This window comes from Streptomyces sp. NBC_00727 (assembly GCF_045161745.1).
Classification (GTDB): domain Bacteria; phylum Actinomycetota; class Actinomycetes; order Streptomycetales; family Streptomycetaceae; genus Streptomyces.
Map to the genome: position 1 here is coordinate 2,420,481 of NZ_CP108981.1, position 24,430 is coordinate 2,444,910.

General features: G+C 71.0%; 22 protein-coding genes and 1 riboswitch. Of the genes, 11 read left to right on the forward strand and 11 right to left on the reverse strand.

Features of this window, described 5'->3' with window-relative positions; translation table 11 throughout:
* The first annotated feature begins 121 nt into the window (after nt 1–121).
* From OG242_RS10760 to OG242_RS10785, 6 genes are all read left to right on the forward strand, one after another.
* Complete coding sequence (locus OG242_RS10760; RefSeq protein WP_405897941.1) at nt 122–2,047, forward strand: protein kinase domain-containing protein; 1,926 nt, start codon at nt 122–124, stop codon at nt 2,045–2,047.
* A gap of 137 nt (nt 2,048–2,184) precedes the next feature.
* Complete coding sequence (locus OG242_RS10765; RefSeq protein WP_405897942.1) at nt 2,185–2,535, forward strand: SseB family protein; 351 nt, start codon at nt 2,185–2,187, stop codon at nt 2,533–2,535.
* Nucleotides 2,522–3,082: a hypothetical protein gene (locus OG242_RS10770; RefSeq protein ID WP_405897943.1), complete on the forward strand. Its 561-nt coding sequence runs from the start codon at nt 2,522–2,524 to the stop codon at nt 3,080–3,082. The genes OG242_RS10765 and OG242_RS10770 overlap by 14 nt, the downstream gene beginning before the upstream one ends.
* Nucleotides 3,079–7,578 carry a putative T7SS-secreted protein gene (locus tag OG242_RS10775; protein WP_405897944.1) on the forward strand — a complete coding sequence of 1,500 codons (4,500 nt, stop codon included), beginning with the start codon at nt 3,079–3,081 and terminating at the stop codon, nt 7,576–7,578. Before OG242_RS10770 ends, OG242_RS10775 begins: the two co-directional genes overlap by 4 nt.
* On the forward strand, nt 7,575–8,045 hold the full coding sequence (locus tag OG242_RS10780; protein ID WP_405897945.1) for a hypothetical protein: 471 nt from the start codon (nt 7,575–7,577) through the stop codon (nt 8,043–8,045). Before OG242_RS10775 ends, OG242_RS10780 begins: the two co-directional genes overlap by 4 nt.
* Before the next feature lie 120 nt (nt 8,046–8,165).
* The gene (locus OG242_RS10785; RefSeq protein WP_405897946.1) at nt 8,166–8,636 is read left to right on the forward strand and encodes a hypothetical protein; all 471 of its coding nucleotides are present in this window, start codon (nt 8,166–8,168) and stop codon (nt 8,634–8,636) included.
* Here OG242_RS10785 and OG242_RS10790 read toward each other — a convergent pair.
* From OG242_RS10790 to OG242_RS10800, 3 genes are read right to left on the reverse strand one after another with little or no spacing between them, the layout of a single operon-like run.
* Complete coding sequence (locus tag OG242_RS10790; protein WP_405897947.1) at nt 8,596–9,126, reverse strand: hypothetical protein; 531 nt, start codon at nt 9,124–9,126, stop codon at nt 8,596–8,598. The two genes, OG242_RS10785 and OG242_RS10790, sit on opposite strands and share 41 nt — an antisense overlap.
* A 43-nt stretch (nt 9,127–9,169) precedes the next feature.
* A complete protein-coding gene (locus OG242_RS10795) occupies nt 9,170–9,745 on the reverse strand; it encodes a TetR family transcriptional regulator (RefSeq protein WP_405897948.1) in 576 nt (191 codons plus the stop codon).
* Nucleotides 9,742–11,244, reverse strand: a complete 1,503-nt coding sequence (locus OG242_RS10800) for an MFS transporter (protein WP_405897949.1) — start codon at nt 11,242–11,244, stop codon at nt 9,742–9,744. Before OG242_RS10800 ends, OG242_RS10795 begins: the two co-directional genes overlap by 4 nt.
* A 175-nt stretch (nt 11,245–11,419) precedes the next feature.
* Between OG242_RS10800 and OG242_RS10805 the strand changes: the two genes are divergently transcribed.
* Nucleotides 11,420–11,752, forward strand: coding sequence for a hypothetical protein (locus OG242_RS10805; RefSeq protein ID WP_405897950.1), 333 nt, complete (start codon nt 11,420–11,422; stop codon nt 11,750–11,752).
* A gap of 165 nt (nt 11,753–11,917) precedes the next feature.
* Here the strand turns inward: OG242_RS10805 and OG242_RS10810 are convergent, their stop codons facing one another.
* Nucleotides 11,918–13,267, reverse strand: a complete 1,350-nt coding sequence (locus tag OG242_RS10810; protein WP_405897951.1) for a DUF445 domain-containing protein — start codon at nt 13,265–13,267, stop codon at nt 11,918–11,920.
* A gap of 162 nt (nt 13,268–13,429) precedes the next feature.
* Here OG242_RS10810 and OG242_RS10815 point away from each other — a divergent pair, with 162 nt between their 5' ends.
* Nucleotides 13,430–14,677 carry an SGNH/GDSL hydrolase family protein gene (locus tag OG242_RS10815; protein ID WP_405897952.1) on the forward strand — a complete coding sequence of 416 codons (1,248 nt, stop codon included), beginning with the start codon at nt 13,430–13,432 and terminating at the stop codon, nt 14,675–14,677.
* A 22-nt stretch (nt 14,678–14,699) separates the two neighbouring features.
* Here OG242_RS10815 and OG242_RS10820 read toward each other — a convergent pair whose 3' ends face one another.
* Genes OG242_RS10820 through OG242_RS10835 form a run of 4 tightly spaced genes read right to left on the reverse strand, consistent with a single transcriptional unit; the run spans nt 14,700 to nt 18,113 of the window.
* Entirely contained in the window at nt 14,700–15,356 is a 657-nt protein-coding gene (locus OG242_RS10820) for a DUF1707 domain-containing protein (RefSeq protein WP_405901574.1), read from the reverse strand.
* 48 nt (nt 15,357–15,404) lie between these two features.
* A complete protein-coding gene (locus OG242_RS10825; RefSeq protein WP_405897953.1) occupies nt 15,405–16,427 on the reverse strand; it encodes an ATP-binding cassette domain-containing protein in 1,023 nt (340 codons plus the stop codon).
* A gap of 23 nt (nt 16,428–16,450) precedes the next feature.
* Entirely contained in the window at nt 16,451–17,320 is an 870-nt protein-coding gene (locus OG242_RS10830; RefSeq protein WP_405897954.1) for an ABC transporter permease, read from the reverse strand.
* Nucleotides 17,313–18,113, reverse strand: a complete 801-nt coding sequence (locus OG242_RS10835; protein ID WP_405897955.1) for an ABC transporter permease — start codon at nt 18,111–18,113, stop codon at nt 17,313–17,315. The genes OG242_RS10830 and OG242_RS10835 overlap by 8 nt, the downstream gene beginning before the upstream one ends.
* A 172-nt stretch (nt 18,114–18,285) precedes the next feature.
* Here OG242_RS10835 and OG242_RS10840 point away from each other — a divergent pair, with 172 nt between their 5' ends.
* A complete protein-coding gene (locus OG242_RS10840) occupies nt 18,286–20,676 on the forward strand; it encodes a transglycosylase domain-containing protein (RefSeq protein WP_405897956.1) in 2,391 nt (796 codons plus the stop codon).
* A 4-nt stretch (nt 20,677–20,680) separates the two neighbouring features.
* Here the strand turns inward: OG242_RS10840 and OG242_RS10845 are convergent, their stop codons facing one another.
* From OG242_RS10845 to OG242_RS10855, 3 genes are all read right to left on the reverse strand, one after another.
* The gene (locus tag OG242_RS10845) at nt 20,681–21,001 is read right to left on the reverse strand and encodes a multidrug efflux SMR transporter (RefSeq protein WP_018105629.1); all 321 of its coding nucleotides are present in this window, start codon (nt 20,999–21,001) and stop codon (nt 20,681–20,683) included.
* A 39-nt stretch (nt 21,002–21,040) separates the two neighbouring features.
* A riboswitch (guanidine-III (ykkC-III) riboswitch) is annotated at nt 21,041–21,105 on the reverse strand.
* A 58-nt stretch (nt 21,106–21,163) separates the two neighbouring features.
* Nucleotides 21,164–21,502, reverse strand: a complete 339-nt coding sequence (locus OG242_RS10850) for a co-chaperone GroES (RefSeq protein WP_018105628.1) — start codon at nt 21,500–21,502, stop codon at nt 21,164–21,166.
* Between the two features lie 73 nt (nt 21,503–21,575).
* Nucleotides 21,576–21,896 (reverse strand): DUF3618 domain-containing protein, encoded by a 321-nt coding sequence (locus OG242_RS10855; RefSeq protein WP_147974571.1) that lies wholly within the window; start codon nt 21,894–21,896, stop codon nt 21,576–21,578.
* Nucleotides 21,897–22,023: 127 nt separating this feature from the next.
* On the opposite strand from OG242_RS10855, the gene bcp reads away from it, so the two are divergent.
* Both bcp and proP read left to right on the forward strand, forming a co-directional pair.
* Nucleotides 22,024–22,491, forward strand: coding sequence for a thioredoxin-dependent thiol peroxidase (gene bcp / locus OG242_RS10860; RefSeq protein ID WP_405897957.1), 468 nt, complete (start codon nt 22,024–22,026; stop codon nt 22,489–22,491).
* Between the two features lie 174 nt (nt 22,492–22,665).
* Nucleotides 22,666–24,162, forward strand: coding sequence for a glycine betaine/L-proline transporter ProP (proP, locus tag OG242_RS10865; protein ID WP_405897958.1), 1,497 nt, complete (start codon nt 22,666–22,668; stop codon nt 24,160–24,162).
* Nucleotides 24,163–24,430: the final 268 nt, after the last annotated feature.

Here is a 24,430-nt window from a genome sequence, read left to right on the forward strand (position 1 = left end):
TCGCGTTTCCCCCGAACCGCTGAACGTTACGGCTCCGGTAGCTCCGCAGGGGCCCCTCGCCCCCGGCATTTGGATAAAGTGCCGTTTCTACAGCAGCGCTCTCCGGGGGAGTTACGAGTTCATGAGCGGTCAGCAGCCACGCAGAGACGGCAACTCGCAGGTCTTCCAGCCCCTCTCGGGCGACGACCCCACCACCATCGCCGGCTACCGGCTGGCCGCCAAGCTCGGCGCGGGCGGCATGGGCAAGGTGTACCTGTCGTACACGCCCGGCGGGCGGCCCGTCGCCATCAAGGTGATCCGGCCCGAGTTCGGCGAGGACGCGGAGTTCCGGCGGCGGTTCGCGCAGGAGGTGCAGTCCGCGCAGCGCGTGCAGGGGCTGTTCACCGCGCCGGTGATCGACGCCGACACCAAGGGCGCGCAGCCGTGGCTCGCCACCGCGTACGTGCCGGGCCCCTCGCTCGCCGACGCGGTCGTGGAGCACGGCGCGCTGCCCGTCGAGGCGGTGCTGCTGCTGATCGCGGGCATGGCCGAGGCGCTGCACGTCATCCACGGGGCGGGGATCGTCCACCGTGACCTGAAGCCGTCGAACGTGCTGCTCGCGGCGGACGGGCCCCGGGTCATCGACTTCGGCATCGCGTACGCGGCCGACGCGACGTCGCTCACGGGCAGCGGGGTCACCATCGGCACCCCGTCGTTCATGGCGCCGGAGCAGGCCGCCGGGCGCAAGGTCACCGCGGCGACGGACATCTTCGCGCTCGGCCAGGTCGCGGCGTTCGCCTCCACCGGGTCGCCCGCGTTCGGTGAGGGGACCTCGCACGGGGTGCTCTACCGGATCGTGCACGAGGAGCCGGACCTCACCGGTGTGCCGGAGCGGCTGATGGAGCTGGTCGGGCGCTGCCTGGCGAAGAACCCGGAGGACCGGCCGTCGGTCGCCGAGGTGATCCAGCTGTGCCAGACCGCGAACGCGGAGACGGTGCTGCGGCGGCCCGAGGACTGGCTGCCGAAGCCGGTCGCGGCCGACATCACCGTACGGGCCGCCGCACCGGCCCCCGTGCAGACGCCGCCGCCCCCGTCGTCCGCGCCGGCCACGCCCGTCACGCAGCCGGTCGAGCCCGAGCCCGCTGCCCCCGCCGCCCCGGCCGCGTATTCGCCCATGACCCCGGCACCCAGCACCCCGCCGCCCGGGTACGGCCCGCCGGTCACGCCGCCGCCGGGGCAGGGGCCCGCGCCGGTGAGCCCGGGGGCGTTCGGTCCGCCGTCGGGGCAGACCCCGGCCTACGGGTACCCGGCGCAGCAGGCGTCCTACGGATACCCGGGTCCGGCGCCCGCGTACTCCGGCGGGGGCGCGCCGCCGCACGTCACTCAGCCGACGCCGCAGGCCGGCGCGCCGACCCCGCCCAAGCGCCGTCGCGGCAAGGTGGCGGCCATCGCGATCGTCGCGGCGCTGCTGTTCGGCGTCGCGGGCGGCGGTACGGCGTATTTCCTGATGAACGGCGACGACAAGGACACCAAGGACAGCGCGTCCGCCCAGGACAAGAACACGCCCGTCCCGAAGGCGAGCGCGAAGCCGAGTGCGAAGCCGAGCCCCGAGCCCAGCGCCACGGACACGGACGACGACGGCAGCACCCCGGAGGACTCGAACCCGATGCCCTCCGCCACGTCGAGCCCGGATCCCGAGGACTTCCCGGGCATCAACCTCACGAAGGGGTACCACCTGACGTTCGGCGACCCGGAGGTCCGGCCGCAGAGCGGCGCGGACAACGGGTACGACCTGACCTACGAGTCCGGCTATTTCGACGCGGAGAGCGAGGACGGTCGCCTCACCCTGCTCGACCCGGGCCAGGATGGCTCGTTGGACGTCTGCCGTGCGGAGACCCGGTTCGCCGACACCATCCCGATGGAGATCCTGTCCAAGGGGCGCCAGATCTGCGTCACTTCGGGCACAGGACACATGGCGCTGCTGACGTACCAGGGGCACTCGCCGGAGGACTCCCCGAGCGACTACGTCACGATCGACGTGACGGTGTGGCGCAACGCGGCGCGGTAGGGCTCGCGTTGGGGCGGGCGCCGTGGCGGAACCCTGTGTGAGTGGGGTTCCGCACACCCCTGCCATATTCACTGAGAACTGGCACGCGCGTGCGATAACTTCTCCTGGGCGATAGCGAGAGCAAACCAGGGGGAGACATGTCGCTGCGTGACCTGCTGCGCGACGAGATGTTCGCGTCGATGTCCCGCTCCGAGCAGATGGCGTCCTTACGCTCCGCCCGCCTGTACTTCCAACGCCCGGACTCCCCCGGCTTCTTGGTGAGCGAGACCGAGGAAGGGCCGGTGGTGCCGGTCTTCACCTCCGTCGAGGCGCTGGGCCTGTTCGCCGGGGCCTGCGGGTGGGCGTCCACCACCGTAGAGGACCTCGTGGAGCTACTGCCTCCGGGCGTACGGGCGTTGGTGGACCCGCTGGGCCGGCGGCCGCTCGTGCTGGACGCGCATACGCTCGAAGCGGCGGAGACGCGGGAGGCGCACGATGGCGGATCCTGAGGCCGGAAGGACGCCGACGGGGCCGGGGCCGGCCCCGGGAGACGGGTACCGGATCGAGATCGACTCGGTGCGCAAGGTGCTCGCTCCGCTGGAGGAGTCCGTGGTCGCCGCGCACAAGATCAAGCGGGACTGGAACACGTTGTCCGCGGAGATCTCGGAGTCGGCCGATTTCGACATCGTCGGCCCGACCCGGACGATGCTCGAGAAATGGGGCTTCGGCATGGGGCGGGTGGCCGAGGACACGGATGTCGTGGTGGAGACGCTGCGGGTGGTCCTCGCCGCCTACGTGCTGGCCGATCTGCTGTGCATCGAGAACTTCTCGCCGACCGCGGCCAACATCGCCAAGCTGCCGTTCGGGGAAGAGGGCATGAAGGCCTGGCAGGAGGGGTCGCGGCCGAAGTTCGACCCGCCGCCCGAGATCTACCAGGAGCCGTGGCTGGACGACGGCGACTCCGGCAGTTACCAGGATGTGCCCCGGCACCCCCGTCTGCGGGTGGACGGCGGCTGGGAAGTGGACGGCGGATCGAACAAGGGGCCGGTGATATGACGAGCCGTGATGCCATGGAGGGCGGCGAGCGCGAGCGCATACCTCCGCACGCCAAGCCCGACGACGTCATCTACGGCGACCCGGAGGTCGTCGACGGACTCGCCCTGAAACTCCTCGCCTACGCGGGGGCGTTCAAGGACGGCCTGGACAAGCTCGGCGACCTGTCCCTGATGGACTGGACCGGGGCCGGCTCGGAGGGGTTCAAGGAGGCCACCCGCAAGCTCCCCCAGGAACTGGAGTCGGCACAGCAGTACTTCGAGGCCTCCGGGAAGGCCCTGGACTCCTACGCGTACACGCTGCGCTCGGTCCACACGCGTGTCAGGCCGATCATCGACGACGCCGACGAGGCCCGGGCGACCTCCAAGAAGTACTGGAAGCGGGTCACGGACTACAACGCCGCCCTGGAACGCAAGGAAGACCCGCTGCCGGAGCGTCCGCCGGACGACGATCCGGGCCTCGCCGCGCTGCAGGACTGCTACGGCCGCCTGGACAAGCTGGAGAGCGAGCTCGACACCGTCATCGTCGCGGCCAAGCGCAAGCTCGACAACGCCGCGGAGGAAGCCCCCGACAAGCCGCCGCCCCGCAAGGGATGGGACAAGTTCCAGAAGGGGGCCGGAGACTTCTTCGGCGGCGCGGGCGACACCATGCGCGGCTGGTACGAGGGGTTCGACGACCTCGTGAACGACGGCCCGGACGGCCTCGGGCTGCACCTTGCGGGCATGGTGGACGGCGCGTCGTACGCCGTGCAGCACCCCCAGGAGTTCGCCAAGGCCGTCGTCCACTGGGACGAATGGCAGCGCAACCCGGCCAGGGCGGCCGGTCTGCTGACGCCCGAGGTCCTCCTCGCCCTCGCCACCGGCGGCACCGGCGCGGCGCGGCGCGGGGCCTCCGTCGCCAAGAACGCCGCGCAGCGCCTGCGCGGCCGGGTGGAGGGCCTGCGCCGGGACGGCAGCGCCCGCGCGCGGACGGACAGCCACCCGGACAGGAACACCACGCCCAACGAGGAGCGCCCGACGACCGGTGAGCCGATCGACGTGGCGACGGGCGAAATGCTCATGTCCGCCACCGACGTCACGCTGCCCGGCGCCCTTCCGGTGGTCCTGGAGCGGCACTACGTCTCGGGGCACCCGTGCGGGGGCTGGTTCGGCCCCACCTGGGCGGGCACGCTCGACCAGCGGCTGGAGATCGACGGCAAGGGCATCGTCTACATCACAGACGGTGGCATGCTGCTGACGTACCCGGTGCCGACGCCCGGGGAGGCCACGCTCCCCACCTCGGGGCCCCGTTGGCCGCTGTACTGGGACGGCGACCCGGCCGGCACCATGCGCATCGTCGTCCCGGACCGCAACCGCACGCTCCACTTCGCCCCGCTGCCCGTGAGCGGCCGCGAGCTGGCGCTGACCGCGATCACCGACCGGAACGGCGACGGCGACGGCGACCGCATCGACGTCGTCTACGACACCGAGGGCACACCGAAGGAGATCAGGCACTCCGGCGGCTACCGCATCGCCATCGACACCGATCCCGGGATACCTCGGATCACCGCCCTGCGCCTCCTGCACGGCGCACGGCGCGAGCACAGCACCACGCTCGTCTCCTACTCCTACGACGCCGCCGGCAACCTGGCGCAGGTCTTCAACTCGACCAACAAGGCCATGCGTTACCGGTACGACGCGGAGCACCGCATCACGTCGTGGACGGACCGCAACGGCACCTCGTACGGCTACGTCTACGACCGGCAGGGCCGTGTACTGCGGGGCATCGGGCCGGACGGCATCCTGTCGGGCCGCATGCACTACGACGAGACCGCCCGCACCTCCCGCTACACCGACTCGCAGGGCAACACCTCCGTGTACGTCTGCAACGAGGCGTACAAGATCGTCTCCTACACGGACCCGCTGGGAAGCACCACGCTCACGGAGTGGGACGACGACAGCCGGCATCCCGTCGCCGTCACCGACCCCCTGGGCCGCACCACGCGCTACGGCTACGACGACGAAGGCCGGCTGGTCACCGTCGAGCGGCCCGACGGCACGGTGGCCGGGACCGTCTACGACGACCGCGGCCTGCCGCTGGAGACCCGGGAGCCGGGCGGCGCGGTGTGGCGCCACACCTATGACGAGCGCGGCTCCCACACGTCCACCACCGACCCCGGCGGCGCCGTCACCCACTACGGCTACAACGGCTTGGGCCACCTCACCTCCGTCACCGACCCGCTGGGACACACCACCCGGTTCGTCACGGACGCCGCGGGCCTCCCCGTCGAGACGACGACCCCGGTGGGCTCCACCCTCCGGATGCGCCGCGGCCCGCACGGCCAGGTCACCGCCGTCACCGACGCCCTGGGCCGGACCACGCGTCACGGCTGGACGATCGAGGGCATGCCGGCCTGGCGCGAGGGACCGGACGGCGCCCGCGAGGAGTGGCAGTGGGACACCGAGGGCAACCTGGTCCTGCACACCGACGAGGCAGGCAACACCACCACCTACACGTACACCCACTTCGACCAGCCCGCCACGAGGACCGACCCCGACGGGGCGCACCACACCTTCGCCTACGACACCGAGCTGCGCCTGACCGAGGTCACCAACCCGCAGGGCCGGCATTGGCGTTACACCTACGACGCGGCGGGCCACCTGGTCGCGGAGACCGACTTCGACGGTGCCGCCCGCACCTACGAACGCGACCCGGCGGGCCGCCTCACGGCCCAGACGAACGCGGTGGGCCAGACACTGCGCTTCACCCTCGACGCGCTCGGACGCATGACCGCCCAGCTCGACGAGTCCACCGGTGAGGTGACGTCCTACGCGTACGCCGCGAACGGTGCCCTGCTCCACGCGGACAACGCGGACGCGGCGGTGACCCGGGAGCACGACGCGGTCGGCCGAGTCATATCGGAGTCGGTCAACGGCCGCACCAGCACGTACACGTACGACACCGTGGGCCGCCGCACCTCGCGCACCACACCCGCCGGTGTGCGCTCGGAATGGTCCTACGACCCGGCGGGCCGTCCCACCGGACTGAGCCGGGGCGACGGCGCTCTCGCTTTCGCCTACGACGCCGCGGGTCGTGAGACGGAGCGCCGCATCGGAGACGCCACCACCCTCACCCATGCGTGGGACAAGGGCAACCGCCTCACCACCCAGACCCTCGCCGCCCACGACGGCAGCGAGGCGGACCGGATCCTCCAGCAGCGCACCTACGCCTACCGCCCGGACGGCTACCTCACCGAGATACGCGAACTGACCACGGGAACACGGCGGTTCGCGCTGGACCCCATAGGCCGGGTCACGGACGTCCAGGCACACGGGTGGAGCGAGAGATACGCGTACGACAGGACGGGCAACCAGACCCACGCCGACGCACCGCACCACCCCACGACCGGAGAGCGGAGCTACGACGGCGCGCTCATCCGCCGGGCGGGCCGCACCACCTACGAACACGACGCCGCCGGCCGGCTGATCCGCAGAACCCGCAAGCTCCTCAACGGCCAGACCCGCACCTGGACATACACGTGGAACGGGGAGAACCGCCTCACCCGGGCCACCACTCCCAGCGGCGAGGAATGGACCTACGCCTACGACCCCCTGGGCCGCCGCGTCTCCAAGACGGGACCCGACGGAACCGTCCTCGCCTTCACCTGGGACGGCACGGCCCTGGCCGAGCAGTCCGCCCCGGACGACACGACGACCACCTGGGACTACGCGCCCGGCACCCACCGCCCGATGGCCCAGTCCGTCCACCGGCCGGCCGAGGCCGACACCATCCCCCAGTCCGAGTACGACGCCCGCTTCTTCGCGATCGTCACGGACCTGGTCGGTACGCCCGTCGAACTGGTCACGCCGGACGGCACCCTCGCCTGGCAGGCCCGCACCACCCTCTGGGGCACCCCCCTGCCCGCCTCGGGCGGCGAGGTGGACTGCCTGCTGCGCTTCCCCGGCCAGTACGCGGACGAGGAAACCGGCCTCCACTACAACTACTTCCGGCACTACGACCCGGAAACCGCCCGCTACACCACACCGGACCCGCTCGGACTGGCACCGGCGCCCAACGCGGCGGCCTACGTCCGCAACCCCCACAGCTGGACCGACCACCTGGGGCTTTCGGGCGACCCGGAGTGGGCCAACCCGGACGACATCAACTTCTCCCAACGTACGGTGTCACCGAACGACTACGTGGAGCAGATGCGCTCCGGCGAGTGGGACTGGCGGCGTCCCGGTACGGCGCTGAAGGTGATGGAAGTGGACGGTCAGCTGGTGTCGTACGACAACCGACGGCTCGACGCGGCACGCGAAGTGGGGCGGCCGGTCATCATCGAGCGCGTCGACCCCAACGCGCCCCACCCCGAATCGACCACCGGCCGGACGTGGGCGGAACAGTTCAGAAGACGTATGAATAAGGGGATAAACAGAAATGAACTGGGCGAGCCGGTTCCCCCCACCGGACTCCAGGAGAGGCCACGACACGTGCGCAACGGAAGGTGCAAAAAGAAATGACCACGATCGAACGGCTGTGGGAGGAGGACTACCAGCTTCCCATCGAGGACGCGCTCCACTTCGCCGACGGGCGTTCCTACGAGGTCGCCCTCATCTCCGGGGCGCCGGCCCGCCTCGCGGTGCTCGATCCCTTCGATCTCGACGCGATGCTGGCGGAGAACCCGGCCTGGGTGTCCTCGGTCGACGGGCGCGCCGTCGCAGACCTGGGGGACAGGGGGCTGCTGTGGGGCGGCGAGGGGTCGTACGGTTCGGAGGGGTTCATCGTCCGTCTGACTACCGACCGTAAGCTGATCTGGGCGATTTTCTTCGCGGAGTCCAATCCATTCACCCGGATTCGAGTGTTGGGGAACGTCGCTATTTTCTACTCGTCCGCCGAGTTCGAGCTCGCGGTCGACATCGACGATCCCCGGAACCCGGTCCCCCAGGTCAGCGATAGTCCTCCGGATGCCCCTGCATCCACTGGTTGATCCGGTCACGCGTACCGATCAGCCGCATGCGGTGCTCCAAAACGAATTCGGCGATCCAACTCCCCTCGCCGGACTGAAAGAAAGGCCGCGGCACGTGCGCAACGGAGAGTGCAAGAAGAAATGACCACGATCGAACGGCTGTGGGAAGGGGATTACGAGCTTCCCGCCGAGGACGGGCTCTACTTCGCCGACGGGCGCGCGTACGACGTGGACATTACTCCTGGAGCGCCTGCGGGCCTCACGGTGCTCGAACCCTTCGACGTCGACGCGATGCTGGCGGAGGACCCGTCCTGGGTCACCGCGGTGGGCGTGCTCGCCGTTGTGGAACTGGAAGACGGGGGGCTGCTGTGGGGCGGCGAGGGCGGGATGGGCGCGGACGGCTTCCTCGCCCGTCTGACCGCCGACCGCAAGCTGGTCTGGGCGGTGTTCTTCTCGGACTCCAACCCGTTCGACCGGGTCCGGGTGTCGGGGAACGTGGCCACGTTCCACTCGACCGCCGAGTTCGAGCTCGCGGTCGACATCGACGATCCCCGGAACCCGGTCCCCCGGGTCAGCGATAGTCCTCCGGATGCCCCTGCATCCACTGGTTGATCCGGTCACGGGTGCCGATCAGCTCGTCCCGGTCGTCCTCCAGGCTGGTCGTGTCGTCGGCCACCGCCTTGTCCAGGGCGGCGAGCCACTTCAGCGGTTCGCTGAAGTGCGCCGGGTTATCTGCCTTCATCGACACGGCCAGCCCGGTCAGTTCGGAGTTGATCCGGCCCAGGAAGTACGCGCAGTCGTGCCCCGGCTCACAGCTGTCGTAGTACGTGGCCTGGAGGCCGGCGAAGGCGTCCCGCACGGCCTCGGGGCCGGGGTTCGGCGGGTCCGTCCTCGGCGCTTCCTCCGCCTCCTCCTGGGCACGGGCCGCGTCCGCCTGCGCGTCGGCCGCGGCGGCGTTCACCGACGGGGCGACGTACGGGACGTCGGCGCCGGGGCCCTGCGAGGGCGTCGCCTCCGAGCAGGCCGTGGCGGTCGCCAGGAGTACGGCGGTCACCGCCAGGCTCGCGCGTATGCGGGCACGGGTACGAGTACGGACAGGCATGCGACCCCCCCTGATCGGTTGGCCCAGACCTTACCGCGCGGGGTCAGCCCGTGATCAGGCTCTGGAGCGCGGGCGCGTACAGGTCCGCGATGCGCTCCGGTGTCGCGGATGCCCCCGCCCCCTCGCGGTGGAGGCTCAGTGTCGCGCCGAGGCCCAGCAGGTGCCCGGCCAGGAGCTCCGCGCGCAGGGCGCGGTCCTCGCCGGGGAGGCGGGCGGTCAGCGCGTCGGTGACCTGTTCGTGGAAGCGGTCGCGGAGCAGGGAGCGTTCGTCCTGGTTGCCGAGGGAGAAGACGACCCGCAGCAACGGGTCCGACTGGAGCGCCCGGCGCCGCGTGATCAGGGTGACCACCATGTGCCGGCCCAGGACGTCGAGCGGGGCGTCGAAGAGCACCGCCGCGGCCGGTCCGAAGTCGGCCACCGTGTTGAACAGCTCCTCCTTGCGGCCGAAGTGCTTGACCACCAGGGACGGGCTAACCCCGGCGTCCGCCGCGATCCCCCGGATCGTCACCTCCGCGTACGGGCGCTGGGTGAACGCCCGACGGGCCGAGCGGAGGATGGCGTCGCGGCCCGTGCCGCTGTCCGTGGCCGGGGTCGTCGCGGTGGCCTGGCCGCCGGTCATGCGCCCTCCTGGATTCCCGCCGGCCGCGCACCGCCCGTCAGGGTGCCCGGCGCCTTGCGGCTCTCCTCGACCGTACCCGCCCCGGCGGGCCTGCCGCCCGGCAGCATGAGCGTGACCAGCAGGGCCAGCAGCGCGGCGCCCGCCGCGATCACGAAGACCAGCTGGTACGCGTGGAGCGTCGGGGCGGTCCTGCCCCCGGCTTGGAAGGTCATGTTGGCGAGGACGGCGGCCACCGTCGCGCTGCAGAACGCCTGGCCGATCGACCGCATGAGGGTGTTCAGGCCGTTCGCCGCCCCGGTCTCGCTGACCGGGACGCCGCGCATCACGAGGGCGGGGAGCGCCGAGTACGCGATGGCCGTGCCGGAGGCGACGACCGTGGCGCCCGCGATGATGAGCCACAGGCTGTGGCTGGTGAAGTACCGCACCCCGTAACCGGCGGCGATGATCCCCGCCGCGAGCGCGAGGCTGACCTTGGGGCCGTGCTTGGCGGAGATCCGGGCGGAGACCGGGGACAGCGCCACCATGGCGACACCGCCCGGCAGCAGGCACAGACCGCTGACGACGAGCGAGGCGCCGAGCCCGTAACCGGTGGCCTTGGGCTCCTGCACCATCTGGGCGGTGACCAGCGAGTTCGCGTAGAAGGCGAAACCGATGAGCAGGGCCGCGATGTTGGTGAGGAGGACCGCCGGCCGGGCGGAGATCCTGAGGTCGACCATGGGCGTCGCGACGCGGAGCTCGTACGCCCCCCAGAGCAGCGCCACCACGACGGCCGCCACGAGCAGTCCGAGCGTCCGGCCCGAGGTCCAGCCCCAGTCGCCGCCCTGCGTGACCGCGAGCAGCAGGCAGACGAGCGCGCCGGTCAGGCCGAGGGCGCCGAGCGCGTCGAAGCGTCCGCGGCTGCGCAGCGGGGACTCGGGTACGTACATCAGCACGAGCACGATGTCGAGGACGCCGATGGCGCCGGAGACCCAGAACATCGTGTGCCAGTCGAAGTTCTCCACGACCAGCGCGGCGATCGGCAGGCCGACGGCGGCGCCGATGCCGAGGGTGGAGCTCATCAGGGCGACGGCGGACAGCACGCGCTCGGGCGGCAGTTCGTCGCGCAGGATGCTGATGCCCAGCGGTACGACGGCGATGGCGGCGCCCTGGAGCGCGCGGCCCGTGATCAGCACCCCGATGTGGGAGCTCGCCCCGCACAGCACCGAGCCGACCACGAGCACCGCGAGCGAGGCGACGAGCACCCGCCGCTTGCCGTACATGTCGCCGACCCGGCCGAGGACGGGCGTGAACACCGCACCGGTGAGCAGCGTGACGGTGACCAGCCAGCTCGCGGCGGCCGGGGTGGCGCCGGTCAGCTCGGGGATGTGCGGGAGGAGGGGGACGACGATCGTCTGCATGACCGCGACGACGACCCCGCAGAAGGCCAGCACACCCATCGCGAAGCGCGGGTGCGGGGCCTGGGTCGCGGGGGGCGCGGGGGCGGGTATGTCCGCGGGCATGGTTCTCCGTTGCGGGCTCGGCGACGAGGGAGGGGGTGCACGGTTGTTCACCCCTCAGGGTAAACGCTTGTGCACCCCCTCGGCACCGGGAGGGCGGGGGCGCGAGTTAGCCTCGATCCGGGCGCCGGTGCGGCGCCAGGCGACCGGCGCGTACGCGTGCGCGCGGGCGCGCCCCATGACGTGGACGAAGGCGGAGGTGGCTGCGATGGCGAAGGTGCCGGCAGCGGCGGTGGCGGCGGGCGGACTGGTCGGCGGTTACGCCGTCGCGCGGTGGACCCGCAAGCGGCCGCTGGGCGGGGTCGCGCTCGCGGCGGCGGGCGGCGTCGCCGCGTACGAGTGGAACCGGCAGGCGGGCCCGCGCGCCGCCGCCGCGCTGACCACCGCGTACGTGGCCGCGTTCGCGGGCTCGCACCCGCTGGCCAAGAAGGTCGGCGCCTGGCCCGCCGTCTTCACCGTGGCCGGCACGATCGCCGCCGCGTCCTGGGCAGTCACCCGCCGGGCGGCCTGAGCCGGGGCGCCCTCCGGGCGCGGTGACGGGGCGGGCCGGACCTGAACGGCCCGCCCGCCCACGCACCCGGGCCGCCCGCCCACGACCCCAAGGCGCCCGCCCACGACCCCGGGCCGCCCGCCTCCGAGGCCCCGCCGCCTCACGCGGCCCCGCCCCGCGGCCCCCTCACCCCCACAGCGCCCGCGACACCGTGTAGATCGCCAGGCCCGCCAGCGCCCCCACCACCGTGCCGTTGATCCGGATGAACTGCAGGTCACGCCCGATGTGGGCCTCGATCTTGCGGGACGTCTGATCCGCGTCCCAGCCGGCCACCGTGTCGCTGATCAGCGACGTGATCTCCGCCCGGTACGTCGTCACGACGTACACCGCCGCGTCCTCCAGCCAGCCCTCCAGCTTCCCCTGGAGCCGGTCGTCCGTGGCCAGGCGGGCGCCCAGCGACATCAGGGAGGCCCGGGCGCGCAGCCGCAGCTCGCTCTGCTCGTCCTCCGCCGCCGCGATCACCATCGCGCGCACCGACGCCCAGGCGGAGGCGATGACGTCCTGGACCTCGCCGCGGCCCAGGATCTCCGACTTCAGCCGCTCCACCCGGTCCCGGGTCTCCGAATCGGTCTGGAGGTCGGCCGCGAAGTCCGCGAGGAACGTGTCGATGGAGCCGCGCGCCGGGTGGCCCGGCATGTCCCGCATCTCGGTGACGAAGCGGAGCAGCTCCTTGTAGACCCGCTCCCCGACCCGCTTGTCGACGAACCGGGGCGTCCAGCCCGGCGCCCCGCCCTGCACCGCGTCCATCACCGAGTCGCCGTGCACCACGAGCCAGTCGTGCGCCCGGGCGCAGACCAGGTCGACGAGCTTGCGGTGGCCGCCGTCCGCGACGACCTTCTCCAGCATCTTGCCGAGCCCGGGGCCGATCTCCGCCGCGTCGGCCCGCCGGGTGATCGCCTCACCGACGACGGCCTGCACATCCGCGTCCCGCAGGACGGTCAGCGCCCCGCGCAGCGCGGTCGCCAGCTCGGCCGTGACCCGGTCCGCGTGAGCCGGCTCCGCGAGCCAGCCGCCGACCCGGCCACCGATGCCCAGGGAGTGAATCCGGTCACGTACGACGTCCCCGGAGAGAAAGTTCTCGCCGACGAAGGAACCGAGGGAGGCCCCCAGCTGGTCCTTCTTGGTGGGAATGATGGCGGTGTGCGGAATCGGCAGACCGAGCGGACGCTTGAAGAGAGCAGTGACGGCGAACCAGTCGGCCAGCGCACCCACCATCCCCGCCTCGGCGGCCGCGGCGACGAAGCCCGGCCAGCCGCCCACCCCCTCGTTCTTCGCCCAGGTGGCGAGGACGTACACCAGCGCGACCAGCAGAAGGAGGCCGGTGGCCGTGGTCTTCATACGGCGTACGCCACGACGCTTCTCCTCGTCCGCCGCCGTGTACGCGAACGAGGCGAGGCCCGCGGGCCTCGCCCTCCCACCGGGCGCCGGGGGCAGTTCGCCCCGCTCGGTCCGCCCGGTCCCATCGATCCGTTCCATCCACTCCACCCGTCCGCGTACGCACAGCCCCCGGCGACCGCTACGCATTGTGCCTACCTGACCTACTCCCGGGCCGCACGTCGAGTTCCCCGCGCCCTGCCGCATCATGGGAACCGGTCCACTCCCCCTCTTTCCTCTTTTCCGCAAGGAGACACACCGCCCATGCCCAGGCGCCAGGGGTACGCCCTGCTCATCGCCCTAGTGACGGGTACCGCCGTGCTCGCCGCCGCCGTGGCGTTCGCCGGTTCCCTGCTGTTCACCGGGGACAGGGCGACGGCCGCCGCAGCCACCGCCCCACAGGGCGTGGCCCGGACCCCTGCCGCGCCGGCGCACGCCTCCGGGCACTGGCTCGCCACCTGGGCGGCGGCCCCCGTCCTCGGGGTCGCCGACCCGGCACAGGCGCAGGACCGGAGCCGGCGCCTCATCCGCAACGTGGTCCACACCAGCGTCGGCGGCGCCGAGGCCCGGCTCACCCTGTCCAACCTCTTCGGCACGGCACCCCTGCTCATCGACCACGTCACCGTGAACACCCGCCCCGTGACGTTCCGCGGGGCCCCGTCCGTCACCGTCGCGGCCGGCGGGCAGACCGTCAGCGACGCCGTCGCCGTCCCGGTCACCGCCGACGCCGACCTGGTGGTCACCCTGCGCACCCCCACCGCCGACGGCCCGGTCACCACGCACCCCAACAGCCACCAGACCTCGTACACCGAGGACGAACACGGCACCTGGTCCACCACGCAGTGGCGCTACCTCACCGCCGTGGACGTACGCGGCGACGCGAGGGCGACCGCGACGCTCGTCGCGTTCGGCGACTCGCTCACGGCGGGCACCGGCTCCACCACCGACGCGAACACCCGCTGGCCGGACGTCCTCGCCGACCGGCTGGACGGCCGGTACGCGGTGGTCAACGAGGGCATCGGCGGCAACCGCCTGCTGCACGACAACACCGGCCCGCGCGCCCTCGACCGCTTCGAACGCGATGTCCTCGGCGTCTCCGGCGTGAAGACGGTCGTCATCGCGCTCGGCATCAACGACGTGCAGGCCCACCCGAAGGAAACCGACCCCGACCGGATCACCGACGCCCTGCGCGGCCTCACCCGGCGCGCCCACGCGCGCGGCCTGCGGGTCATCGGCGCGACCCTCATGCCGTACCGGGGCTACCACACCTGGGCACCCGCGCAGAACGAGGTGCGCGAGCGCGTCAACGCGGAGATCCGGGCGGGCGGGATCTTCGACGAGGTCATCGACTCCGACCTCGCGATGCGCGACCCGGCCCACCCGCAGCGGCTGCGCCCCGCGTACGACTCCGGCGACCACCTGCACCTGAACGACGCCGGCTACGCGCGACTGGCGGCGCTGATCGACGTCGACACGCTGCTCGGGACCAGGGCGACGACCGACGCGCTCTGAGGGGGCGGGAGGGGGCGGCCTCCTACCGGTCGCCCTTCTCCAGCCGGCCCCGCTCGCGCCGCGCCTCCCGCAGCCGCTGCTTCTCCGCCTTGCCGCGCTTGTGCTCCACCCCGACACCGCCCATCAGCGCCAACCCGGTGATCCGGACCCGGGGCGCGTCCGGTGCGGGGACCGCCTCGTCCCTGGCGTCCTCCCCGAAGCCGCCCATGATGCCGATGCCCCGGACGTCCACGTGCAGATCCGGCGGGACCGTCACATGGATACCGCCCATGATCGTGAAGCAGCGGATCACGGTCTCGCGGTCCTCGAAGTTCGCCTCGCGCAGGTCGATGTTGCCGCCGCCCCACATCGCGAACGCGGTGAAGACCCGGCCGACCGTCCAGTTGCCCCGGCGGCCGAACCCGCCCCAGAACGCGAAGGCACCGCTCGACGTGGCCGGCTTCCCGATCCGCTCCGACCAGCGGGCCGCCGAACCGGACCGGGGCCGCACGGCCGGCGACGACGACGCGGAACCCACGGCCGGCAGATCACGGACGAGCGGCTCCAACTCCCCGTGCGTACGGGCCTTGTACGCGCTGCCGAGACGCTGGTCGAACTCCTCCATCTCCAGCCGGCCCTCCGCCACCGCCTCCCGAAGGATCTCGGCAACACGTTCACGCTCGGCGTCGGAGGCCCGCATCTCAGGAAGTTCGCTCGTCATACCGTGCAGCCTATTGAACGCGTGTGCTCACGTCACCGGCTCCCCGGGCCGGTCGCGCGCGTACATCTTCGCGATGACCGCCTCGATGTCCGGCTCCCGCACCGAGAGGTCCGCCAACGGGTACTCCGCGGCGATCCGCGCCACCAGCGGGGCCGCCGACGCCGGGAAGGCCAGCCACTGACGCGGCCCCTCCACCTTCACCGTCCGCACCGAGGGCTCCGACTCCAGCCGGATCGGGGGGAGTTCACGCTCCAGGTCGACCACGAGCGTCCGCTCGCTCTCCCCCACCTCGTGCAGCCCGGCCAGCGCCCCGTCATACATCAGCCGACCGTGATCGATCACCATCACCCGGCTGCACAACTGCTCGATGTCCGTCAGGTCATGGGTCGTCAGCAGCACCGTCGTCCCGCTCTCCGCGTTCAAGTCCCGCAGAAAACCCCGCACCTTGGCCTTGGACACCACGTCGAGCCCGATCGTCGGCTCGTCCAGGTACAGCACCTCCGGGTCGTGCAACAGCGCCGCCGCGATGTCCCCGCGCATCCGCTGCCCCAGCGACAACTGCCGCACGGGCACGTCCAGCAACTCCTCCAGGTCGAGGAGCTCGACGCACCGGTCCAGGTTCGCCCGGAACCGCGCGTCCGGCACCCGGTACATCCGGTGCATCAGCCGGTACGAGTCCCGCAGCGGCAAGTCCCACCACAACGTCGTGCGCTGCCCGAAGACCACACCGATCCGGTGCGCCAGCCGCGTACGCTCCCGCGAAGGATCGATCCCCGCGACACGCAGCGAACCGCCGCTCGGGGTGAGGATGCCCGTCAGCATCTTGATCGTCGTCGACTTCCCGGCACCATTCGGCCCGATGTAGCCGACCATCTCGCCGCGCTCCACCCGGAAGCTGATCCCGTCGACCGCCCGCACCTGACGCCGCTCGCCACGCAGGAAACCCTTCCGGCGGCGGACGTCGAAGACCTTCTCCAGCCGGTCCAGCTCGATGAAAGCCGCCCCGGCGCCCGTACGCCCGGCCGTACTCGTTTCCGTATCCGTACTCATGCCGCTCCCTCTCCCGTCCCGCTTCAACTTCCCGTACTCCGGTACGCCCGCAGCCCCGTCCGCCACGCCAGGCCCGCCCCGGCCGCGCAGGCGGCGGCCACCACCGGCGGCAGGAACGCCACCCAGTCCGGCAGCCCCAGCGGCAGCTCCCGGCCCAGCACGTACAGCACCGGAAACCAGTTCACGAAGGCCAGCGGCACCACGAACGTCACCCCGCGCACCAGGTCCTTAGCGAAGATCGTCGGCGGGTACTGCAGCAGCGTGTTGCCCCCGTACGTGAACGAGTTCTGCACCTGCGAGGCGTCCTGCGCGACGAACTGGAACGCCCCGCCCGCCACGAACACCGAACCGAAGATCACCGACCCGCTCAGCAGCATCAACGGCAGCAGCACCGCCTTCGCCACGGTCCAGTCGATGTCCACGGCCACCAGCCCGTAGCCCAGCACCAGCAGCCCCTGCGTGATCCGCCCCAGCCGCCGCAGCGCGAAGCGGTCCGCCGCCACCTGCGCCAGGACCGGGACCGGCCGCACCAGCAGCGTGTCCAGCGTGCCGTCGCGCACCCGGCGGCCCAGCCGGTCCATCGACCCCATCAGCAGGTCCGCCACACCGAACGCCGTCCCCGACGCCCCGTACAGCAGTGCGATCTCCGGAAGCGTGTAACCACCCAGCGCATCCACGTGCGCGAACATCAGCATGATCGCCACGAAGTCGAACGCCGTGGCCGCGAAGTTCCCGAACGCCGTCATCAGGAACGACGCCCGGTAAGCCATCGTCGAGCGCAGCCACATCGACACGATCAGCCCGTACGCCCGCACCCCCTCGGCCGCCCGCGACCTCGGAACGAACACCGCCCCCGGCGCCTCCGCCACGGACGCCTCCACCACCTCAGCCACCCTGGACCACCACCCTCCGCGTCGCCACGCCCTGCACCATCCGCCCCGCCAGCAGCAACACCGCGGCCCACGACGCCTGGAACACGTACACCCGCACCAGACCCCAGCCCGTGTGCTTGCCCAGGAACACATCGGCCGGCACCTGGAGCATCGTCGACCACGGCAACAGCCGCGCCACCTCGCCCAGCAACCCCGGGAACAGCGTCAGCGGCAGCAGCATCCCCGAGAAGAACATCCCCGCCAGGAAGGAGATCTGCGCCGCACCCGCCCCGTCCATCAGCCAGAAGGCCGACAGCGCCACCAGATAGCGGATCCCGAAACTCACCACCACACCCAGCGCCACCGACACCAGGAACGCCAGCCACGGCCCCGGCGACCCCGGCAGCGCCAGATCGAAGGCGAGCGCACCCAGCACCATCGGCACGATCCCGCGCCCCAGCAGATGGAAGGCGGCCCGTCCCAAGTCCTGCGCCAGCCACCACAGCTGGAGGTCGACCGGACGGTACAGGTCCACCGCGATGTCGCCCGTACGGATGCGCTCGATCAGCTCGTCCTCGAAACCGCCGCCCATCATCACGCACGTCATCAGCAACGCCTGACCCAGCCACACGAACGTGAGCGCCTCCGGCATGTCGTAACCGCCCAGCCGGGGCCGCTCGTCCCACAACGCCACGTACGTGTAAGCCAGGATGAAACCGAAGACGGTGTTGGTGAACACCCCCGCCGCCGTCTCGATCCGATAGGTGGCATAGCGGCGGAAACCACCCGCCGCCACCACCGCGTACAGCCGCACAGCAACCGCCTCCCCGTCAACGGGTGCCGCACCGCGCGTGGACACCAAAGCGCAGAACCCTAGTCCGGCGACAACGGCCGCCGCGACCGCTTTTCGGCCGTCGATCCAAGGGATATGGGACGAAAAAGGGCACTATGGGATAACTGACCGCGGCCGAGGAGTCTGCACCGACATGAGCGACGAGCCACAGCAGCAGAACGGAGACACCGACCCCCCGGGCTGGGCCCCCAGGGACCTGCCTGCCGACGCCGCCGCCCCCGCCGGTGAAGGGCCCCCGGCAGGCGGCGACACCGGCGCGAAGAAGACCGGCAGGACCAAGCGCCCCAAGCGCACCGGCTGGCGACGGCTCATCCCCACCTGGCGCATGGCCCTCGGCGGCATCCTGCTCCTCGCCCTGATCGTCATCGGCGGCTTCTTCGCCGGCTACCAGCTCGTCGACATCCCCCCGGCCAACGCCAGCGCCACCGCCCAGTCCAACGTCTACCTCTACGCCGACGGCAGCGTCATCGCCCGCGACGGCGACGTCAACCGCGAGAACATCAAGCTCGCCCAGGTCCCCCGCACCGTCCAGCACGCCGTCCTCGCCGCCGAGGACCGCGACTTCTACTCCGAACGCGCCGTCGACATCAAGGCGATGTTCCGGGCCGGCTGGAACACCCTCACCGGCAAGGGCAAACAGGGCGGCTCGACCATCACCCAGCAGTACGTCAAGAACTACTACCTGGGCCAGGAACAGACCGTCGTCCGCAAGACCAAGGAATTCTTCATCTCGATCAAGCTCAACCGCGAACAGTCCAAGGACCAGATCCTGGAGGGCTACCTCAACACCAGCTACTTCGGCCGCAACGCCTACGGCATCCAGGCCGCCGCCCAGGCCTACTACGGCAAGAACATCGGCGACGTCACCACCGCCGAAGGCGCCTACCTCGCCTCCCTGCTCAACGCCCCCAGCGCCTACGACGTCGTCGCCCACCCCGAGAACAAACCCGCCGCCGTCGCCCGCTGGAACTACGTCCTCGACGGCATGGTCAAGGAGAAGTGGCTCACCCCCGCACAGCGCGCCGCGACGACCTTCCCCGTACCCGGCCCCGTCAAGCCCGCCAACAGCCTCTCCGGCCAGCGCGGCTACATCGTCAAGGCCGTCGAGGACTACCTCGTCGACAACGACATCCTCGACGAGAAGACCCTCGCCACCCGCGGCTACCGCATCACGACCACCCTCCAGAAGAAGAAACAGGACGCCCTCGTCGAAGCCGTCGACGACACCGTCATGTCGAAGACCGACGACGACCGCGCGGCCGACCGCAACGTCCGCGTCGGCGGCGCCTCCATCGACCCCGCCACCGGCCACGTCGTCGCCCTCTACGGCGGCATCGACTACACCCGCCAGTACGTCAACAACGCCACCCGCCGCGACTACCAGGTCGGCTCCACCTTCAAACCGTTCGTCTTCACGTCCGCCGTCGAAAACGACTCCACCACCCAGGACGGCCGCCGCATCACCCCCAGCACCATCTACGACGGCACCAACAAACGCATGGTCGAAGGCCCCGACGGCCCCACCGGCTACGACCCCGCCAACGAGGACGACCGCAGCTACGGCCCCATCACCGTCCGCACCGCCACCGACAAGTCCGTCAACGCCGTCTACGCCCAGATGGCCGAGGACGTCGGCCCCGAGAAGGTCCGCCAGACCGCCATCAGCCTCGGCATCCCCAAGGACACCTCCGACCTCACCCCCACCCCCTCCATCGCACTCGGCGTCGCCACCGCCAGCGTCCTCGACATGACCGAGGCCTACGCGACCCTCGCCGCCCACGGCAAACACGGCGCCCACGTCCTCGTCAGCAAGATCACCAAGGACGGCGAGAGCGTCACCCTCCCCCGCCGCACGGTCAAACAGGCCGTCAGCCGCCAGGCCGCCGACACCACCACCTCCATCCTCCGCAGCGTCGTCGACGGCGGCACCGGAACCGCCGCCCAGGGCGCCGGACGCCCCGCCGCCGGAAAGACCGGCACCGCCGAGGAGGACAAGGCCGCCTGGTTCGCCGGCTACACCCCCGACCTCGCCACCGTCATCGCCGTCATGGGCCAGAACCCCGACACCGGCGCCCAGAAACCCCTCTACGGCGCCCTCGGACTCCCCCGCATCAACGGCGGCGGCGCCCCCGCCGAGACCTGGGCCACATACGTAGGGACCGCCCTGCGTGGCACCCCCGCCCAAAGCTTCGACCTCGACGTCGAGAAGGGCACCGACGACACCGCGCTGCCCACCGACGAGGGCACCGCCCCCGGCGACACCGGCCGCCGCACCCCCACGGCCACCCCCCGCCGCACCCCGTCCACGACACCGTCCCGGACCCCGTCCGCCCCGCGCACCACCCCCGGCACCACCGACACCCCGGCCGGCGGCACCACGGACGGCGGAACCGACACCGGCGACGAGGACGGGGGCGGGGACACCGACGGCGACGGCGGAGACGCGGGCGGCGACGAGGGCTTCCTCGAAGGACCCCGCGGCACCCGCGCCCCCGGCACCCGCGCACCCAGCGCCCGGCCCTGAAGCCTCAGTGCCCCGAGGTGGCCTTCAGCCCCACGACCGCCACCAGCAGCAGACACACGAAGAAGATCCGGGCCGCCGTCACCGGCTCGTGCAGCACCACCATGCCCAGGACCGCGGCACCCGCCGCACCGATCCCGACCCACACCCCGTACGCCGTACCGATCGGCAGCGTCCGGGCCGCATGCGACAGCAGCATCATGCTCGCCACGATCCCCAGGCCCGTGAACACACTCGGCCACAACCGGGTGAACCCCTCGGTGTACTTCATCCCGATCGACCAGGCCACTTCCAGCAGACCGGCGACGACCAGCAGAACCCACGCCACGACAGCACCTCCGACGAGACAGAACACGCGAACAACACGGGTGCGTCGTCTTTGCGGAACCCGGTACGGCGCGTCTCGTCGGGGTATTTCCACCGTAGCAAAGGGCAGACAAAGGGCCCGGTGACAACCGTCACCGGGCCCTTCCACGCATACGACCAGCGGCTACAGATACAGCCCGGTCGAATCCTCCGAACCCTCGAACCGGTCCGCGGCAACCGCATGCAGGTCGCGCTCACGCATCAGCACGTACGCCACACCCCGCACCTCGACCTCCGCCCGGTCCTCCGGATCGAACAGCACCCGGTCACCCGGCTCGACCGTCCGCACGTTCTGCCCCACCGCCACCACCACCGCCCACGCCAGCCGACGGCCGACCGCGGCCGTCGCGGGAATCAGAATGCCCCCGCCGGAACGCCGCTCGCCCTCGGGCGACTCGGACCGGACCAGCACTCGGTCGTGCAGCATCCGGATGGGCAGCTTGTCGTCGGTGTTCTCGCTCACGCCCCGCAACCTACCGGGCCACGGGGCGCCCGCGCGTCAGGGGGGTCTCGACGCCCGGTCCCAGCACCCGGCCTCAGCGCCTGCCGCGCCGCGAGGACGCGACGACCAGCCCGACCACGCCCACCGCCAGCAGCGCCGCGGGGATCACGCGCTCCAGGCGCGGGCTGCCCGACGGCGACACGAACTGGGCCCTCACGTCCGACACGGCCCGGTTCACCGCCACGTACGCCCGTCCGGCCGTCCGGTCCACGGTCCCGGCGACCTTCGCCTTCGCGTCACCGATGATCGTCTTCGGGTGCACCCGCACCCCGATCTCATCGAGTACCACCGCAAGCTGCTCGCGCCTGCTGATGATGTCCGCCTCGATCTGCGCAGGGGTCCTGGCATCCGACACCGCGCCGCCTCCGTGGTCCTCGTCCGGTAAACCTTCATCGACAGTCTGTCAGTTCCGCCGCATCCGCACCCGGCGGCACCCCCATTACTCTCGGTCCCGTAGACCCCACGTACCAACGAGGAGAACCATGAGCGAGCGCCTCAGGCCCGGCGACACCGCCCCCGCCTTCACCCTGCCCGACGCGGACGGCAACGACGTCTCGCTCGCGGACCACAAGGGCCGCAAGGTCATCGTCTACTTCTACCCCGCCGCTCTTACCCCCGGTTGCACCAAGCAGGCCTGCGACTTCACGGACAACCTGGACCTGCTCGCCGAAGCCGGCTACGACGTCATCGGCGTCTCCCCCGACAAGCCGGAGAAGCTCGCGAAGTTCCGCGAGAAGGAGAGCCTCAAGGTCACACTGGTGGGCGATCCGGCCAAGGAGACTCTTGAGGCGTACGGCGCGTTCGGCGAGAAGAAGCTCTACGGCAAAACGGTGACGGGTGTCATCCGGTCCACGGTCGTCGTCGACGAGGACGGCAAGGTGGCCCACGCGTTCTACAACGTGAAGGCCACCGGCCACGTAGCCAAGATCATCAAGGACCTCAAGATCTGAGGGGCGGCAGGGCCGGTCCACAAGCCGCACGGAACAGCCTGAAACGAGCCATCCACTGAGCCGAATGGCCGAAATCATGTGATGGACATCCCATTCCTTCGCTGAACCGGTTTGCGGCCGCCATGTCCGCGCAGAAGCCTTTCCTGTAACAGTTGCCGAGGAAAGGAACCGGCCATGGCGGCCTCCGACCCCCACCAGGTGGCCGACCCGGAAGCGGTCAAACGTCACCCCGCGCTGTTCCGTGCCATCCGGAAGCGTCAGAACCCCAAGCTGCGGCGCACCGACATCACCATCACGGACGACCAGGCGGTCAAGCGCGCGGTCAAGGCGGCCTCCCTCGGCAACGCGATGGAGTGGTTCGACTTCGGCATCTACTCCTACCTGGCCGCCACCCTCGGCGACGTCTTCTTCCCCTCCGGGAGCGACACCACCCAGCTCCTCTCCTCCTTCGCCACCTTCGCCGTCGCCTTCCTCGTCCGCCCCCTCGGCGGCATGTTCTTCGGACCGATGGGCGACAAGATCGGCCGCAAGAAGGTCCTCGCCCTCACCATGATCTTGATGGCGATCGGCACCTTCGCGATCGGCCTCATCCCCTCCCACGCCACCATCGGCGTCTGGGCCGCGGTCCTGCTGATCTTCTTCCGCATGCTCCAGGGCTTCTCGACCGGCGGCGAGTACGGCGGCGCCTCGACCTTCATCGCCGAGTACGCCCCCGACAAGCGGCGCGGCTTCTTCGGCAGCTTCCTGGAATTCGGCACCCTGGCCGGCTACGTCGGCGCGGCAGGCCTGGTGACCCTGCTGTACGCCCTCCTCAACGACGCCCAGATGGAGTCCTGGGGCTGGCGCGTCCCCTTCCTCGTCGCCGGCCCGCTCGGCCTCGTCGGCCTCTACCTGCGACTGCGCCTCGACGAGACCCCGGCCTTCCAGAAACTGGAGGGCGGCACGGCACACGCCACGGAAGCGGCGGACAGCGTCGAGACCACGGCCAAGGGCGACCTCGCCAAGATCTTCCGCGACTACTGGCCCACGCTGATCCTCTGCATCTGCCTCGTCGGCGCGTACAACATCACCGACTACATGCTCCTGTCGTACATGCCGACGTACCTCTCCGACGAACTCGGCTACAGCGAGACCCACGGCCTGCTCATCCTGCTCGGCGTCATGGTCTTCCTGATGCTGATCATCAACCAGGTCGGCAAACTCTCCGACCGCTTCGGCCGCAAGCCGCTCCTCATGACCGGCATGCTCGGCTTCCTGATCCTGTCGCTGCCCGCCTTCCTCCTGATCCGCCAGGGCAGCATCCCCGCGATCATCATCGGCATGGCGATGCTGGGCCTCTCCCTGGTCTGCATGCTCGGCACGATGTCGGCGGCGCTCCCGGCCCTGTTCCCCACGAACGTCCGCTACGGCTCCCTCTCGGTGGGCTACAACCTCTCCGCGTCGCTCTTCGGCGGTACGACCCCGCTGGTCATCACGGCCCTGATCAGCGTCTCCGGCACCAACCTGATGCCGGCGTACTACTCGATGGCGGCGGCCCTGGTCGGCGTGATCGCGGTGGCCTGCATGAAGGAGACGGCGAACAAACCGCTGGACGGCTCCCCGCCGTCGGTCGAGACGGAAGAGGAAGCAGCCGAACTGGTCCACGCCCAGAGCCCCGACCCGAAGTTCTGACCCGACCCGCCCGGCCACGGCCCGTACGGCTTCCCCCGAAGCGGTACGGGCCGTTCCGCATCTTGTCGGATATCGGACGTGACTCTCCGATAACCGGTTCATTACTCCGTACGAGGCCGCGAACGGGCGGCCGGATGCGGAGATCGCCCCTGGAAGCAGCACCCGGGCCTACCTGCGGGAACGCATGCGAAAGATGGGAGTGGACACCAGCCGCTTCAAGCGCGAGGGTGCCCGCTGGACGAAACGAATCCTCGAACCCGCTGTTGCC

Coding starts and splice junctions, on each gene's coding strand:
- OG242_RS10820 (WP_405901574.1), bottom strand. CDS start 15,356: ATGCGGGCCTCCGACGCCGAGCGTGAACGTGTTGCCGAGATCCTTCGG.
- OG242_RS10775 (WP_405897944.1), top strand. CDS start 3,079: ATGACGAGCCGTGATGCCATGGAGGGCGGCGAGCGCGAGCGCATACCT.
- proP (WP_405897958.1), top strand. CDS start 22,666: ATGGCGGCCTCCGACCCCCACCAGGTGGCCGACCCGGAAGCGGTCAAA.
- OG242_RS10765 (WP_405897942.1), top strand. CDS start 2,185: ATGTCGCTGCGTGACCTGCTGCGCGACGAGATGTTCGCGTCGATGTCC.
- OG242_RS10815 (WP_405897952.1), top strand. CDS start 13,430: ATGCCCAGGCGCCAGGGGTACGCCCTGCTCATCGCCCTAGTGACGGGT.
- OG242_RS10825 (WP_405897953.1), bottom strand. CDS start 16,427: ATGAGTACGGATACGGAAACGAGTACGGCCGGGCGTACGGGCGCCGGG.
- OG242_RS10770 (WP_405897943.1), top strand. CDS start 2,522: ATGGCGGATCCTGAGGCCGGAAGGACGCCGACGGGGCCGGGGCCGGCC.
- OG242_RS10785 (WP_405897946.1), top strand. CDS start 8,166: ATGACCACGATCGAACGGCTGTGGGAAGGGGATTACGAGCTTCCCGCC.
- OG242_RS10760 (WP_405897941.1), top strand. CDS start 122: ATGAGCGGTCAGCAGCCACGCAGAGACGGCAACTCGCAGGTCTTCCAG.
- OG242_RS10810 (WP_405897951.1), bottom strand. CDS start 13,267: ATGGAACGGATCGATGGGACCGGGCGGACCGAGCGGGGCGAACTGCCC.
- bcp (WP_405897957.1), top strand. CDS start 22,024: ATGAGCGAGCGCCTCAGGCCCGGCGACACCGCCCCCGCCTTCACCCTG.
- OG242_RS10805 (WP_405897950.1), top strand. CDS start 11,420: ATGACGTGGACGAAGGCGGAGGTGGCTGCGATGGCGAAGGTGCCGGCA.
- OG242_RS10800 (WP_405897949.1), bottom strand. CDS start 11,244: ATGCCCGCGGACATACCCGCCCCCGCGCCCCCCGCGACCCAGGCCCCG.
- OG242_RS10795 (WP_405897948.1), bottom strand. CDS start 9,745: ATGACCGGCGGCCAGGCCACCGCGACGACCCCGGCCACGGACAGCGGC.
- OG242_RS10840 (WP_405897956.1), top strand. CDS start 18,286: ATGAGCGACGAGCCACAGCAGCAGAACGGAGACACCGACCCCCCGGGC.
- OG242_RS10780 (WP_405897945.1), top strand. CDS start 7,575: ATGACCACGATCGAACGGCTGTGGGAGGAGGACTACCAGCTTCCCATC.
- OG242_RS10790 (WP_405897947.1), bottom strand. CDS start 9,126: ATGCCTGTCCGTACTCGTACCCGTGCCCGCATACGCGCGAGCCTGGCG.